The 13,897-nt window shown below is 61.0% G+C and carries 10 protein-coding genes and 2 pseudogenes; 8 read left to right on the forward strand and 4 right to left on the reverse strand.

All coding sequences use genetic code 11. From position 1 onward, the window contains the following. Nucleotides 1–362 precede the first annotated feature (362 nt). Nucleotides 363–725: pseudogene (fabI, locus tag HBO41_RS17505) on the reverse strand (enoyl-ACP reductase FabI); the annotation flags it as partial. A 52-nt stretch (nt 726–777) separates the two neighbouring features. Between fabI and tnpC the strand changes: the two are divergent. From tnpC to HBO41_RS17530, 5 genes and pseudogenes are all read left to right on the forward strand, one after another. Continuing rightward, a pseudogene (gene tnpC, locus HBO41_RS17510) lies at nt 778–1,913 on the forward strand (IS66 family transposase). 69 nt (nt 1,914–1,982) lie between these two features. Further along, complete coding sequence (locus HBO41_RS17515; protein WP_017139043.1) at nt 1,983–2,390, forward strand: DUF3224 domain-containing protein; 408 nt, start codon at nt 1,983–1,985, stop codon at nt 2,388–2,390. Between the two features lie 268 nt (nt 2,391–2,658). Further along, complete coding sequence (locus HBO41_RS17520; protein ID WP_169987122.1) at nt 2,659–3,921, forward strand: serine hydrolase; 1,263 nt, start codon at nt 2,659–2,661, stop codon at nt 3,919–3,921. A gap of 116 nt (nt 3,922–4,037) precedes the next feature. Then, nucleotides 4,038–5,375 (forward strand): alginate export family protein, encoded by a 1,338-nt coding sequence (locus HBO41_RS17525; RefSeq protein WP_017139045.1) that lies wholly within the window; start codon nt 4,038–4,040, stop codon nt 5,373–5,375. A gap of 40 nt (nt 5,376–5,415) precedes the next feature. Beyond that, nucleotides 5,416–6,519 (forward strand): polyamine ABC transporter substrate-binding protein, encoded by a 1,104-nt coding sequence (locus HBO41_RS17530; protein ID WP_169987124.1) that lies wholly within the window; start codon nt 5,416–5,418, stop codon nt 6,517–6,519. Between the two features lie 46 nt (nt 6,520–6,565). On the opposite strand, the gene HBO41_RS17535 is transcribed toward HBO41_RS17530, so the two are convergent. Together HBO41_RS17535 and HBO41_RS17540 are read right to left on the reverse strand one after the other, a co-directional pair. Next, nucleotides 6,566–7,177, reverse strand: coding sequence for a TetR/AcrR family transcriptional regulator (locus HBO41_RS17535; RefSeq protein ID WP_099547700.1), 612 nt, complete (start codon nt 7,175–7,177; stop codon nt 6,566–6,568). 99 nt (nt 7,178–7,276) lie between these two features. Further along, a complete protein-coding gene (locus HBO41_RS17540; protein ID WP_017139049.1) occupies nt 7,277–9,031 on the reverse strand; it encodes a sigma-54-dependent Fis family transcriptional regulator in 1,755 nt (584 codons plus the stop codon). 270 nt (nt 9,032–9,301) lie between these two features. Between HBO41_RS17540 and HBO41_RS17545 the strand changes: the two genes are divergently transcribed. The 3 genes from HBO41_RS17545 to HBO41_RS17555 all read left to right on the forward strand — a co-directional run bounded on the left by HBO41_RS17545 (nt 9,302) and on the right by HBO41_RS17555 (nt 12,646). Next, on the forward strand, nt 9,302–10,777 hold the full coding sequence (locus tag HBO41_RS17545; protein ID WP_169987126.1) for a benzaldehyde dehydrogenase: 1,476 nt from the start codon (nt 9,302–9,304) through the stop codon (nt 10,775–10,777). 73 nt (nt 10,778–10,850) lie between these two features. After that, nucleotides 10,851–11,618 carry a coniferyl-alcohol dehydrogenase gene (locus HBO41_RS17550; RefSeq protein ID WP_169987128.1) on the forward strand — a complete coding sequence of 256 codons (768 nt, stop codon included), beginning with the start codon at nt 10,851–10,853 and terminating at the stop codon, nt 11,616–11,618. A gap of 80 nt (nt 11,619–11,698) precedes the next feature. Next, entirely contained in the window at nt 11,699–12,646 is a 948-nt protein-coding gene (locus HBO41_RS17555) for a transporter (protein WP_169987130.1), read from the forward strand. On the opposite strand, the gene mhpT is transcribed toward HBO41_RS17555, so the two are convergent. Next, on the reverse strand, nt 12,624–13,832 hold the full coding sequence (mhpT, locus tag HBO41_RS17560) for a 3-(3-hydroxy-phenyl)propionate transporter MhpT (protein WP_169987132.1): 1,209 nt from the start codon (nt 13,830–13,832) through the stop codon (nt 12,624–12,626). The two genes, HBO41_RS17555 and mhpT, sit on opposite strands and share 23 nt — an antisense overlap. Between the last annotated feature and the right edge of the window lie 65 nt (nt 13,833–13,897).

A 13,897-nucleotide genomic window follows, 5' to 3' on the forward strand; every position in this document is an offset into this window, starting at 1 on the left:
GCCAGCAGTTGTCCCTACGACAAGAAAATGAGGAAATGACGATGATATTGCCTCGCGCAGTGGTATTTGGCGAAGCCCTGACTGAATCGCCCCGGGTTTCGTAGACACCTCTTTGCCTTACATTGGATTAATATCGAGCCGTGTGAGTTGCATGGGATTAATCATTAAGATGGGGGGGCCGTAACATAACGCATTTACGTCCCCCGGTAACCGGGGTAAGTTGGATTTCTTGCCTATACGGTTAAGTTATTTCAGCAAATGAATGCTTCATGAGTCTCCAGGTGGCGGCCTATTGGCCGCCCCTGATCCAAAAGTGCAGAAGTATTGAGTCTTAATAACAAGCTTCCGCAACCTATGAAGCCTCAATCTTCAATGTTGCCCATCGCTGTGGTATTGAAGCCGCCATCGACATACAGTATTTCGCCGCTAATTCCGGACGCCAGCTCCGAACACAAGAATGCGCCAGCGTTGCCAACTTCTTCGATAGTAACGTTGCGGCGCAGTGGAGTCTGCGCCTCGTTAGCCGCGAGCATCTTGCGGAAGTTCTTGATACCTGATGCGGCCAGCGTGCGTATCGGGCCAGCCGAGACGGCATTGACGCGAGTGCCTTGCGGGCCTAGTGAGCCGGCAAGATAACGTACACTGGCTTCGAGAGAGGCTTTTGCCATGCCCATGACGTTATAGTTAGGCATGGTGCGTTCCGCGCCCAGGTAGGAAAGACAGAGTGCACAATGCAGTCCAGGCTGTCCCAATGAGCGCCCAAGGCTCGCGGCGCAGTTGCTGTCCCAGGTTGATTCTCTCGGGCAGCAGGTCGACCGGATGGGCAAGAAGAACGACCGCTACCAAACCATCATCGAGCAGCTCACCCACGAAATCGCCTGGTTCAAACGTAATAAGTTTGCCAAGCGCAGTGAGCAATTGAGCCCTGCCCAAGGCTGCCTGCTCGACGACCTGCTCGACACCGACATCGCGGCCATCGAAGCCGAGCTGAAGGCGTTGAATCCGCCGGCCGCGCCGGCCTGGCTATCGCCCGCTCGACACTGGCGCAGTGGGTCGGCCAAACTGGCGTGCAGTTCCAACCCTTGGTCGACGCACTGCGCGAAACAGTGCTTGCTCAAGGCGTGATCCACGCTGACGAAACGCTGGTGCAGATGCTCACGCCGGGCGAGAAGAAAATCCATCGCGCTTATGTCTGGGCCGACTGCACTACGCCTTTTTCGGCGCTCCAGGCAGTGGTGTACGACTTCAGCCCAAGCCGTGCGGGCGAACATGCACGCAACTTTCTTGGCCCGTGGAATGGCAAGCTGGTTTGCGATGATTTTGCCGGCTACAAAGCCAGCTTCCAACAAGGCATCACCGAAATCGGCTGCCAGGCCCACGCCCGCCGCAAGTTTTTCGATTTGCACGCGACGAATAAAAGCCAACTGGCTGAGCAGGCGCTGCACTCAATTGGCGGGTTGTACGAAATTGAACGGCAAGCGCGGGAAATGACCGACGAAAATCGCTGGCGAATACGCCAGGAAAAAGCGGCCCCCATTATCGACGCACTGCATACCTGGATGTTGGCCCAGCATGATCTTGTGCCCGAAGGGTCGGCTATCGCGAAAGCTCTGGATTACAGCCTCAAACGCTGGACGGCACTGACTCGATATCTCGAGGACGGGGCTGTGCCCATAGATAATAACGCGGTCGAAAATCAGATAAGGCCGTGGGCACTTGGACGCTCGAACTGGTTGTTCGCCGGGTCGCTACGCAGCGGTAAACGGGCAGCTGCGATCATGAGCTGGATTCAGTCCGCCCGCATGAATGGGCATGATCCTTATGCGTATCTGAAAGATGTGCTGACGCGCCTGCCGACGCAGCGAGCAAGTGAGATCGACCAACTGCTGCCAGAGCATTGGATCTCGGCCTGACGTTCTCAACGTGAGGGTGCTCTTGCATTAGAATGACCGCTCAACTCATATGGAACAGGATTGATCCGAATGGAAGCGCGAGCCACTTTTTCCTCCAAGAATTTCAAACCAACTGACCTGACTCTCACGCCCGAAATTACAACAGGCTTACCAGTGTCGATCAGCTCCATGGAAAAGTCCTATACAGGAGCTATCGATGGTATTTCTTCAACAGCCTTTACTGCGGCGTTCGACCAAGCGTCAAGAAGGGGCAGCTACATCGCGATGGAGAGCTTCAAGGGTACGGTGAATGGGGTAGAGGGTTCCTTTAACTTCATTCATTCCGCCTCCACTACCGGAATTGATCGTGCAGATGAGTTTTTCTGCATAGTTGGAGGCAGTGGTACGGACGGTTTGAAAGGGATATCAGGGTCAGGAGGGATCACAATTGACACCGATGGAACGCACCATATTTGGTTGAATTACCACCTCGAATAATTTAACAAACCGTAAGGGGCACCGCCCCTGACGCACCAGGGAGGTGTCCTGGCTAGGTGCTTACCGTGGCTTTGCCGGACGCTTACCTTTGATCGACGGTAACAATCCACGCAAAGGTAATGTGTGACCACACAGGCTGCAGTTGCCCCGGGCACTGCGTGTAAGGGGATATATTTTCATGGTAAAAAGTTTTATTGACTAAAATATTATATGGGGTAATTATTTCTCTGCATCTGCTTCATGCAGAGTCATCTTCAGGGTTACCCCGATGAGTCATAAAGCCCAATTCTCCCTCGCGACTTCTTATGTCGAGGCCAATGAGTCTTCATTGGCCACTCGCGTGGCGCCGCTGCTGATGCAGGGGTTTCCCGCCGCGCCGGAACACCGGGTAACGTGGAACAACTGGATGCGCACGCCCTTCAATCAGTGGGGGTTCCGTCATCTGGCGCGACTGCGCCCCAGCATTGATGTGTCGGCGGGGCCAGGGCCTGTCGGTCAGCTTCAGGAGGCCCCGCGCGCGCTGGATCAGCTGTGTTTCGACAGTGAGAGTGGGCTGGGCATCCGTGTGATCGAGCACCTTGTCGCCAGCCAGACGGACGCCTTTTTGGTGATGCAGGGTGACACGGTGTTGTACGAGCGCTACTTCAACGGTCAGCGCGCCTGTGACCGGCACATCATGTTCTCGGTCACCAAGTCGCTGATCGGTACCTTGGGTGAACAGTTGGTGACGAGCGGCGTGCTCAAGCCCGAGCGGCCGGCCGCTTACTACGTGCCTGAACTGGCGGGCAGCGCATTTGGCGATGCGACGGTGCGCCAATTGTTCGATATGGCGGTGGGCATCGACTACAGCGAAGTGTATGACGACCCCAATTCAGAAAGCTCGCAGTACGGCTATGCCTGCGGCTTTCAACCCGCACCGGCGCAGTACGCGCAGTTCGAATCGTTGTACCAGTACTTGCCATCCCTCAAGAAACGCGGCAGCCACGGGGGCTTTTTCCATTATGTGACGGCCACCACCGAAGCCTTGGCGTGGGTCATGGAACGTGCCTCGGGCAAGGCCTGCAGTCAGATGCTGGAGGAGGTCTGGGGGCGCCTGGGATGCGAGCGCGACGGCTATTTTTTGGCCGATCCCTGGGGCCGTAACGTGGCCGGGGCGGGCTTCAGCGCCACCTTGAGAGACATGGCGCGTTTCGGTCGCTTGCTGGCCAACAACGGTCGTCACGACGGTGTTGAGTTGTTGTCGCCCGAGACTGTGGCCCGTATCACCGCCGGTGCGGACCCGGCCATCTACACGCAAAATGTTGAGTTCTCCCGCTGGACGCCCGGTGCGTCCTATCGAAGCCAGTGGTACGTGTTCAACGACCACAGCCAGGCCCTGATGGCCGGGGGTATTCACGGCCAGTACCTGTTCATCGACAAGCCGTCCGGCGTAGTGATCGTCAAGCAGTCTTCGCTTACCGATGCGGTCAGCCCATTTGATACTGACAGCGTGCGCATGCTGCGCGCGATCGCCGCCCACCTGAGCCACTGACCCACGCCAAACAATAAGAGTTTTGCGTTCTATTCACCTGGCTTGCCCAGGTGTTGGCGGCGCCCTGCGTCGCCATTGACTGCCCTGTAACAACAATAATTCCACAGGAGCTTCTTATGGTATTCACCAAGCGTTTCTCTCGAGCGCTGTTGGCGGTCGGCTTACCCTTGACCACCCACGTCGCATTCGCGGGCTACACCTTTGAGGACGGCGATCTCAAGGGCGAAGTCAATCTCACCGCAGGCGGGGCAACGTTGTTTACCCGTGGGGTCAACTTCGGCAGCGGCCGGGTCGATGCGCGCAACGGTAAAAACGGCGGCGCCCGGATCAACTGGCAAGAGGTTTACGTAAAACCGGGGGTCAAACTCGAGTACGCGCTGCAACCGGATTTTAGCCTGCTCGCGGGCGGTTCCCTGGTGGCGGCGAGCACCTTTGGCGATGGTGACGCGGGTGGCTTCAGCCGCAGTTCCGATGGCAAGGCCGCCGCCGAAGAACTCTATGGCGGTTTTCGCGCCGGCGAGTGGAAGCTCACCGCCGGCCGCCAGAACTACATGATCGGTACGGGGTTCATCGTCATGGATGGCAACCTCGACCAGTTCAAGGATGGCGCCTACTGGCTCGGCCCGCGAACCGCGTTCAGGGATTCGGCGATCCTCGCCTGGGATCATGGTGCGCTGAAGTCTCAGGCTTTCACCTTGCGCACCGATGATGACTTGGGCGATTTTCGCATGACCGGCGTCAACCTGGATTACAACCTCGATGACCAGGTGACGCTCGGCGCCATGGCCATGAAGGTCAATGCCCTTGGCCCCAGAGGTAGCACGCTCCCGCGCCGCCGGGACGGGATGCAGGTGTATAACCTGCGGGCGCTCAACGCCAAAGTGCCCGGCGTACAGGCGCTGACGCTGAATGCCGAGTACGCGCTGGAGCGGGGCAGCGGCGAGGGTGTCGATTACGCTGCCAGCGCCTGGTATGCCCAGGCCGACTATGCCTTCAACACCTTGCCGCTGACGCCGGTCCTTGGCTACCGCTACGCGAGCTTTTCCGGCGACGACAACCTCACCGACAACCGGCAAAAAGCCTGGGACCCACTGAGCAAAGGCTTCGTCGACTGGAGCACGTGGCTGGTCGGGGACGTGGTCGGCAATTACCTGCTGTTCAACAGCAACGAAAATGTCCAGCAGTTCTCCCTCAAGACCCACCTCAACGAAACCCTGACCCTCGGCGCGATTCACTACCAGTTCTGGCTGGATGAGAAAAACTACCTGGGCGCACCGGTCAGAGATCGGCGCTTTGCCGACGAAAGTGTGGTTTTCCTCGACTGGACACCCACGCCGTCGTTCTATACGTCGCTGTCCTACAACTGGGTCAAGCCACTGGCCACCGCCAAACAGGTGTTTGGCGATGACCAGACGTTCAGTGCGCTGGAACTGTATTTCACCTACCGCTATTAAGTGCTGCGAGCCATCGCGGCCGCGCTGGAGTGTTTTGATCATGAACAGATTTCTGCGTAATACCGTGCTGGGCACTGTCGCCTCGTTGCTCATCAGTGGTGTTTGCCTGGCTGAAGAACGAACCGTACGGATCTACAACTGGATCGAATACCTGCCACCCGAAGTGCTGAAGAGCTTCGAGGAAGAAACCGGCATTCGGCCTATTTATGATGTGTTCGACAGTGCCGAAACCATGGAGTCCAAACTGTTGACGGGCAACTCCGGGTACGACGTGGTGTTCCCCGGCACCGCTAACCTGGGGCACTTGATCACGGCCGGTGCCGTGCAACCGCTGGACCGCAAGCAGTTGCCCAACTGGCAGCACCTGGACCCGCAGTTCATGCAGTCCCTGGAAGCCGTGGGTGACACCGGCAACCGCTACGCCGCGCCTTACCTGTGGGGCACCACATTGATCGGCTACAACGTCGACAAGGTGCGCAAAGCCCTCGGCCCCGACGTGCAAATGAACAGCTGGGACATCATCTTCAAGGAAGAAAACCTCGCCAAGCTCGCCAGTTGTGGCGTGGGTTTCCTCGACGCCGGCAACGAGATCCTGCCGATTGCCTTGCACTACAAGGGCCTCGACCCTAATAGCCAGAAGCGTGAGGACTATGTGCAAGCCCAGGCGGTGATGATGAAGATTCGCCCTTACGTGACTTACTTCAACTCGTCGCGCTACGGCATGGACCTGGCCAACGGTGATATCTGTGTGGGCGTGGGCTGGTCCGGCGGCGTCGCACTGGCCATGCGTCTGGCAGATGCCGCCGGCAAGGGCGTCAAGGTCCAGATGGCACTGCCCAAGGAAGGCGCGCCGATGTGGTCGGACGTGATGATGATCCCGGCCAAGGCCCCTGATCTGGCGGAGGCCCATGCGTTCATCAATTACATCCTGCGCCCGGACGTGATTGCGCGCATCAGCAACAAGATCGGCTACCCCAACCCGAACAGGGACGCTACCGCGCTGGTGGACGCCAGCATCCGCAACGACCCCAACATGTATGTGCCGGACGAAGCGCGCAAGACCCTGTTTGCCCTGGAGCCGATTCCGGCCGCCGTGGAGCGCATCCGTACCCGCGCCTGGACCGCCATCAAGAGCAACCGATGATCTGTGTGGCCCGGTGCGTGCGCGCCGGGCTCGACTCAGGAGGCAATCAGGCCTGCATGCCGTAAAACACCAGCTCGGTGATGCGCCTGACCTGCAGGGAGTGCGCGTCGATATCCGGGTGTTCCTGGTTCACCAGCCTGAACAATTGCAGGTGCGAATAGTCGTTCAACAGGAACGCGGCCAATTCCACATCGAGTTGCGCGCGCAGCTTGCCGGCCCGTTGCAGTTCCCGCAGCAGTTCGCTGATTTCGGCCCTGAGCGCATCGTTCATGGCCCGGTAGCCTTCGGGCAGTCCATTGCTGCCGCCGAACAGGATCAGCGGCAGCAGTTCACGCCACAGGCTGGGGTGCATGACCTCCAGGGCATAGCCCGTGAGCAGGCGTTCCAGGTGGCAGAGCGCTTCGACCGGGTCGTCTATTTGGTGGATCAGGCTGCGGGTGTCGCTGATCGCGCGTTGATCGGCGTGATGCAGGATCTCCAGGATGATTTCCTGCTTGTTGCCGAAGTACTTGAACACCGTCGGCGGCGACACTCCGGCCTGGCTGGCGATCTGTTCGATGGTGGTGTTCTGGAAACCCTGGCGCTCAAACAGTTCGACCGCAGCTTCACTGATAGCTTGCCGGCGCTCGGCTTTCTGACGTTCACGCAGTCCACTCACAGGAGATCCTTGTCACGAATAATAAAGAGGGGCGCGTGTCGGCCCCATACCCCTGCAAAATACTTAATTGGGTAAAGCTTTTAAAGCACTAATTGCCATTCAAGGAGTTTGCCGCCGGTGCTTCTTCATACGGTAAGCAAATTGAGCACGGCTGAGCCCCACGAGCCTGGCGGCCGCGGCCAGGTTGCCGGCGCTTTGTTGCAATGCTTCAGTGATCAGGCGCGATTCAAGGCCTTCAATGGAAACCCCCTGGTCCAACGGGTCGAGGGTATCCAGCAGCGTCGAGCGAGGCGCCTGCGCGGTATTTGACAGGCTGCCTTGGTCGTCGAGGCCATAGGGCTCGGCGGGCAGCGGTTCGTTGCGAAACAGATGCACCAGGTCAATGGCCTGGCCTTCGTCGCTGGCGATCAGGCCGCGTTCGATGAGGTTTTGCAGCTCGCGCACATTGCCCGCGAAGTCGTAGCGCAGCAACGTCTTCAGGGCGCGCATGGTCAGGCCTGCCGGGGTCCGGGCGTAGTCCTGGCAGAAGCGCGTCAGGAACGCATTGATCAGTAGCGGGATGTCGTCCCGGCGTTCACGCAGCGGGGGCAGGGCGATGGGGTAAACGTTCAGCCGGTAGAACAGGTCTTCGCGAAAGCTTCCGTCTGCCACGGCTTTACGCAGGTCGATATTGGTGGCGGCCACCACGCGCACATCCACCTTGATCCCGCGCACCCCGCCGACCCGTTCGATTTCCCGTTCCTGCAAGGCTCGCAGCAACTTGCTTTGCCCGGGCAGGCTGAGGCTGGTGATTTCATCCAGGAACAGGGTGCCACCCTGGGCCCGTTCGAATCGCCCGGGGCGCGAGTGCGTAGCGCCGGTATAGGCGCCGCGTTCGACACCAAAGAGTTCGGCCTCCACCAGGTTATCCGGGATGGCGGCGCAATTGAGTGCCACAAACGGGCTGTCATGGCGACGACTGAGCTGGTGCAGCTGGCGCGCAAACATCTCTTTGCCCACACCGGACTCACCGCTGATCAGCACCGTCGCGGGCGTCAGTGCAACCCTTTGCAGCGCTTGCATCGCCGCGTTGAACGCGGCACTGGCGCCTACCAACGGTTGCGGCTGGCGGGTTCCGCCACTGCTGCCCACGGGGCCTGCGAGCGTGGGGGTGGCAGGGCCAGTGACGGCCTGGGACACATTCAGGTAGCGCAGGTCCTGTTCGACATCACCCCATTGCTCGGCCGTCTTGCCAATCACGCGGCAACGGCGATGGCCCATGCCACGGCATTCCACTTCGCGGAAAATCACCATTTGCCCGAAGAGGCCACTGACGAAGCCGATGGCGTAGCCGGTTTCGGTCCAGCACACCGGGTCCTGGCCGATGCCGTAGGCCCCCACATGTTCATCGGCTTCGCACGAGTGGTGCCAGAGAAATTCCCCTTCATAGAACCCCGAGTCGGCATCGAACTTGAAGTGCAGCGGTTCGACCTTGGTCATGCCTTCCAGGGTGTGCAGGTGTGTCCCGGCGCGAAATACCGCGGCGGCATCGGCCTGTGGCCAGCGCTCGCGGATCAAGCGCGCATCCCGTGCGCCGGAGGCATAACCGGTGCGGGTGAACAGGCCCCGGGCCTGGTCCAGTCCCAGGCGCTCGATGACCTCGGCGCGCAGGGCGCCGAACGACGAACTGTGCAGCAACAACATGCGTTGATCGTTGAGCCAGATGCGCCCGTCTTCAGGGGAAAAGAACAGGCAGTCGGCCAGTTCCGCAGTGGTGGGCGAGCTGCTGTCACTGAGTTGGCGACTGTCGCCTCGCGGAGGGTAGGGCGCGCTGGCCACCCGGTCGTCGGGCAGCGCGCTGTGGGGATTAGTCATTGTTATGCCCCTGCAAAGCGAGTGATCGATATGAGCAACTGCTCAGATAGTTATAAAACATAACCTTATCAATTGAACAAGTGGCTGAGCCCGGGTTTTTTGCGGGTCAACGCCCCAGGCGTGTGAGCGTTGCGCGGCAGGCCTCGACCCAGAGCCCTCGCCGGTTTATGTGCGCGCCGTTGCGTGCAAGCGGCACAGCCTTTGCTCAAGACTGGATGCGGCGTTTGCACCCTGTGCAGACGATGACAATTACAAGAACCGGAGTTGCCAATGCCAGTGTCTGAAACCACCCCCTTTCTACAGCGGGCCATCGCGTCCGAATGCCTGTTCAACGGCGACTGGATTCCCGTGTCGGGATCTGTGATTGACGTGATTGAACCCGCCACAGGCGAACCCCTGATGCGCTGCGCCATGGCCAACGCAGCCGACATCGCCATCGCCTGCCGCAGTGCGGCCCTGGCGCAGCCGGCCTGGGCTGCGTTGGGCCCACGGGAGCGCGCCGAGGTGTTTCGCAAGGCGGCGGACCTGGCCCAGCGGTCCTTCGCCGAGCTGGCGCTGTACGTCGCCCGGGAAACCGGGGGCGCGTTGTTCAAGGGCGAGCACGAAGTGCGTGAAGCGATTGTGCTGCTGCATCAGGCGGCGGGGCTGTTGTCCCAACCTCACGGGGTGGTGCTGCCCAGTGCAGCCGGCCGACTGTCCTATGCACGGCGCCAGCCCCACGGCGTGGTCGGGGTGATTTCACCGTTCAACTTTCCGCTGGTGCTGTCACTTCGCTCAGTGGCCCCGGCGCTGGCGGCAGGCAATGCAGTGGTGCTCAAGCCTGACCCGCAGACCCCGGTCAGTGGGGGTTTTCTCATTGCCCGGCTGTTTGAAGAGGCGGGCTTGCCCAAGGGCCTGCTGCAGGTGATGCCCGGCGCGGCGCCGGCGGGGGAAGCGCTGTGCCGCGATCCGAATGTGCGGATGATTGCGTTCACCGGTTCGACGGCGGCGGGGCGCAAAGTCGCTGAAGTGGCCGGGCGACACCTGAAAAAGGTTGCGCTGGAGCTGGGCGGGAAAAACCCGCTGATCATTCTTGAAGACGCCGACCTCGACCTGGCCGCGAGCAATGCAGCCTGGGGCGCCTGGCTGCATCAGGGGCAAATCTGCATGGCGACCGGGCTGATTCTCGTGCATCAATCCATCGCCGAAAGCCTCACCCGCAAGCTGGTGGACAAGGCCCGGGCACTCACGGTGGGCAATGCCGCCCGGGGTGAAGCGGCGCTCGGCCCGTTGATCAACCAACGGCAACTGCAGCGCGTGCACGAGATCGTCAGTGACAGCCTGCAGGCCGGCGCACGGCTGGAGGCGGGCGGCGACTATGACCGGTTGTTCTACCAGCCCACCGTGCTCAGTGGCGTACGTCCGGGCATGCGCGCCTTTGAGGAAGAGCTGTTCGGCCCGGTGGCCACGGTTGTCAGTTTTACCACCGACGAGGAAGCGATCGAACTGGCCAACCGCACGGAGTACGGCCTCTCGGCCGCCATCATCTCGCCGTCGGTTGGGCGCGCCATGGCCATCGGTGAGCGGCTGGACTGCGGCCTGCTGCACATCAACGACCAGACCGTGGCTGACGAATGCATCAACCCGTTCGGCGGGCGCGGTGCTTCCGGCAACGGCGGCAGCGTCGGCGGGCCGGCCGACTGGGACGAGTACAGCCAGTGGCAGTGGGTCACGCTGAAAAATACGCCGCCTGTCTATCCATTCTGAGCCATAGCCGTTCTGGGCGCTGGCTCATCGCTTTGTTACACCTGTGCCTATACAAAAATAAGAGGGCTTGAACATGAACCTGTACAACAAAACCCTGATTGTCACCGGCGTCGCTTCAGGCATTGGCGCCGAACTGGCGCGGCTCGCGCGTTTCCAGGGGGCCACGGTGATCGGCGTGGATCGCCATGAACCGCAACTGACCCTGGATGGTTTCTTCCAGGCTGACCTGGGTGACCCTGTCAGCATTGATGCGCTGGTGGCGCGCCTGCCCGCGCGGGTCCACGGGCTGTGCAACATCGCTGGTGTGCCCGGTACGGCGCCCGTGCACGCGGTGGCCACGGTCAATTACCTGGGGCTGCGGCACCTGACTCAATCTCTGCTGCCACGCATGCCGGCGGGCGGCAGCATCGTCAATGTCGCCTCGGTGCTTGGCGCGCAATGGCCGCAACGGCTGGAGCTGCACAAGACGCTGGCCGCGATACCCAGCTTCGAGGCCGGGCAGCAGTGGCTGGCGGCCAATCCGGTGGAGCAGGGCAGCTGTTATCAATACTTCAAGGAGGCGCTGATCGTGTGGAGCTTCCAACAATCCCAGGGCTGGTTTCGCGATCACTCGGTGCGTATCAACTGCGTGGCGCCGGGGCCGGTGTTTACCCCGATTCTCGGCGATTTCGTCAGCATGCTCGGGCCGCAGCGGGTGGCCGAGGACAGCCAGCGCATGACCCGTCCAGCCCTGGCCGATGAGGTGGCGGCGGTGATTGCCTTCCTCTGCTCGGACGCTGCGCGCTGGGTCAACGGGGTCAATCTACCGGTGGATGGCGGTTTGGCCGCCACCTACGTGTAGGCCCTGCCACAGCAATAAATCCCGGTGCGGCCCCTCGTGCCGGGAGTCTTGAACAACAACAAAAATACAGGACATACAAGATGCTCAAGCCTATCTTGCGGACGGTTGCGGCCACGACATTTGTCGCACTGACATCGACTGCACATGCTTACGACCTGCCCGGACTCAACCTCGGCACCACCAGTTTCTACGACGGCTCGCCAGCGCCGGCCGGCCCCGGTTGGTACCTGGAGGAGTACCTGACCTACTCGCGGGCCAGCCGTTTCAATGATGCCCACGGCAACAAGCTGGCGCTGCCCAAGCAGGACCTGGAAGTGGTGGCGCCCACCACGCAGATCATCTACGTCGGCCAACCCCTGGCCAATGGCGCGATGCCCGGCTTCACCCTGATCAACACTTCCCTGGCCCGGGTGAATGTCGACGATGGGTTGAACAATGCGGCGCTGAGTTCCCGTGCTGGCTTCGGTGACCTGACGGTCGGTGCCTTCCTGCAACTGCCAAGCCTGAACCGCGCCGATGGCAGCCCGCTGTTGACCCAGCGTGTCGAGGCTGATGTTTCGATCCCGGTGGGGGCCTATGACCGCCATCGCTCGATCAACCCCGGCAGCAACTTCTGGTCATTCAACCCGTATTACGCGGCGACGTACTGGTTCAGCCCGACATGGTCGGCGAGCGGGCGTTTCATGTACCTGTGGAATGGCAAGAATGATGATCCGCAGGCTGGCTTCGGGGATGTTTCCGATACCCAGGCCGGCCAGGCATTGCATGCCAACCTGACGCTGCAATATGCCTTGAGCCAGCAACTGAGTCTGGGGGTGAACGGCTATTGGTTGAAGCAGATCACCGACACCCAGGTCGATGGGCACGCCGTGAGTGGGCGCCGGGAAAAGGTCTGGGCCATTGGCCCAGGCCTGGTCTATGCGTTCAGCAAGGAGGAGGTGCTATCGGTAAACGCCTACTTTGAACAGCAGGCGCAGAACCGCACCGAGGGCAACAAACTGGTGCTCAACTGGCTGCATAAGTTCTAGTAGGCGCGGTACGCACCATCACGCTGATGATGGTCAGTGCGGCAATCACCACCCCGGGGGACGTCGCCAGCAGTACCCCCGCGGTGCCGGCGCCGGCAGCGAGGAGTTGCCCGGCCGCCAGCGGCCCGGCCACCGAACCCAGGCGGCCCACTGCCACGGCGGCCCCGACGCCGGTGGCACGCACCGAGGTGGGATACGAGGGCGGTGCCGAGGCGTACAGCACCAACTGCGCAGCCATCACGAACAAACCGGCGGCAAAGCCGGCAATGGCCATGGGCACGATGCCCACTGACAGCCCGACCCCGGCCAGGGCCGCCAGCAGCCCGGCGTACACAGACAGCACCACTTTGAGGGCATTACAGCGGTCCAGCAGCACGCCGCCGAGCAGCGACCCCAGGGCGCCGCCGATATTGAAGAGCATCTGCACCATGCCCGCCTGGGGTTTGCTGAAACCCTGTTCCAGCAACAGCGACGGCAGCCAGTTAAGCAGCATGTACATCACGGTCAGGGTGAAGAAGTAGCTGAGCCACAAGGCCAGCGTGGTACGTGCGCGACCTTCGCCGAACAGCGCCTGGCCGGTGGAGGGGCGGGCGCCGTGGGTGTTGTCGAGCTGTTGGCGAAAGGCGCTGGATTCAGGCAGCAGCAGGATCATCAGCGGCACGGCCAGCAAGGGCGCCAGGCCGCCGATAATAAACGTGGTCTGCCAGTGCTCACTGGAAAACATCGCCACCACCGCGGCCAATGCTCCCCCCAGCGGCACCCCGCAGTACATCACGCTGATGGCCGTGCCACGGTTGCGTTCGCTCACCGCTTCGGCGCACAGCGCGATCAGGTTGGGCAACGCGGCGCCCAGCCCCAGGCCGGTGAGAAAGCGCACCAGCAACAAGCTTGAGTAGCTCTCGACAAATGCGGTGCTCAGTGAAAACAACCCGAACAGCAGCACGGCGCTGACCAGGATTTTCTTGCGCCCGATCCGGTCGGCAACCCAGCCCCCGAAGAACGCCCCCGGCAGCAGGCCGATGATGCCGACGCTGAACACCCAGCCGAGCATCTTCGGATCCAGGGCGAAGGTTTGACGTAACCCAGCGGCGGCGGTGCCGGCGGCTTGCAGATCGAACCCTTCGATCAGCGCAACGATAAAGCACAACGCAATAGTCAGCGTCGAACGACGCGATGGACTGTCCATGGCAAACCTCATTGTTGTTTTTGTTGTGGTGGCGAGCTTGAGTGGCTGCTAAGGATTAAGATAAC

It is taken from the genome of Pseudomonas sp. WS 5146, assembly GCF_012985495.1.
In the GTDB taxonomy this organism is placed as follows: domain Bacteria; phylum Pseudomonadota; class Gammaproteobacteria; order Pseudomonadales; family Pseudomonadaceae; genus Aquipseudomonas; species Aquipseudomonas edaphica.

Excerpts from the sequence above, each read along its gene's own strand:
- mhpT (WP_169987132.1), bottom strand. The coding sequence starts at position 13,832 with ATGGACAGTCCATCGCGTCGTTCGACGCTGACTATTGCGTTGTGCTTT.
- HBO41_RS17540 (WP_017139049.1), bottom strand. The coding sequence starts at position 9,031 with ATGACTAATCCCCACAGCGCGCTGCCCGACGACCGGGTGGCCAGCGCG.
- HBO41_RS17555 (WP_169987130.1), top strand. The coding sequence starts at position 11,699 with ATGCTCAAGCCTATCTTGCGGACGGTTGCGGCCACGACATTTGTCGCA.
- HBO41_RS17545 (WP_169987126.1), top strand. The coding sequence starts at position 9,302 with ATGCCAGTGTCTGAAACCACCCCCTTTCTACAGCGGGCCATCGCGTCC.
- HBO41_RS17550 (WP_169987128.1), top strand. The coding sequence starts at position 10,851 with ATGAACCTGTACAACAAAACCCTGATTGTCACCGGCGTCGCTTCAGGC.
- HBO41_RS17530 (WP_169987124.1), top strand. The coding sequence starts at position 5,416 with ATGAACAGATTTCTGCGTAATACCGTGCTGGGCACTGTCGCCTCGTTG.
- HBO41_RS17525 (WP_017139045.1), top strand. The coding sequence starts at position 4,038 with ATGGTATTCACCAAGCGTTTCTCTCGAGCGCTGTTGGCGGTCGGCTTA.
- HBO41_RS17515 (WP_017139043.1), top strand. The coding sequence starts at position 1,983 with ATGGAAGCGCGAGCCACTTTTTCCTCCAAGAATTTCAAACCAACTGAC.
- HBO41_RS17520 (WP_169987122.1), top strand. The coding sequence starts at position 2,659 with ATGAGTCATAAAGCCCAATTCTCCCTCGCGACTTCTTATGTCGAGGCC.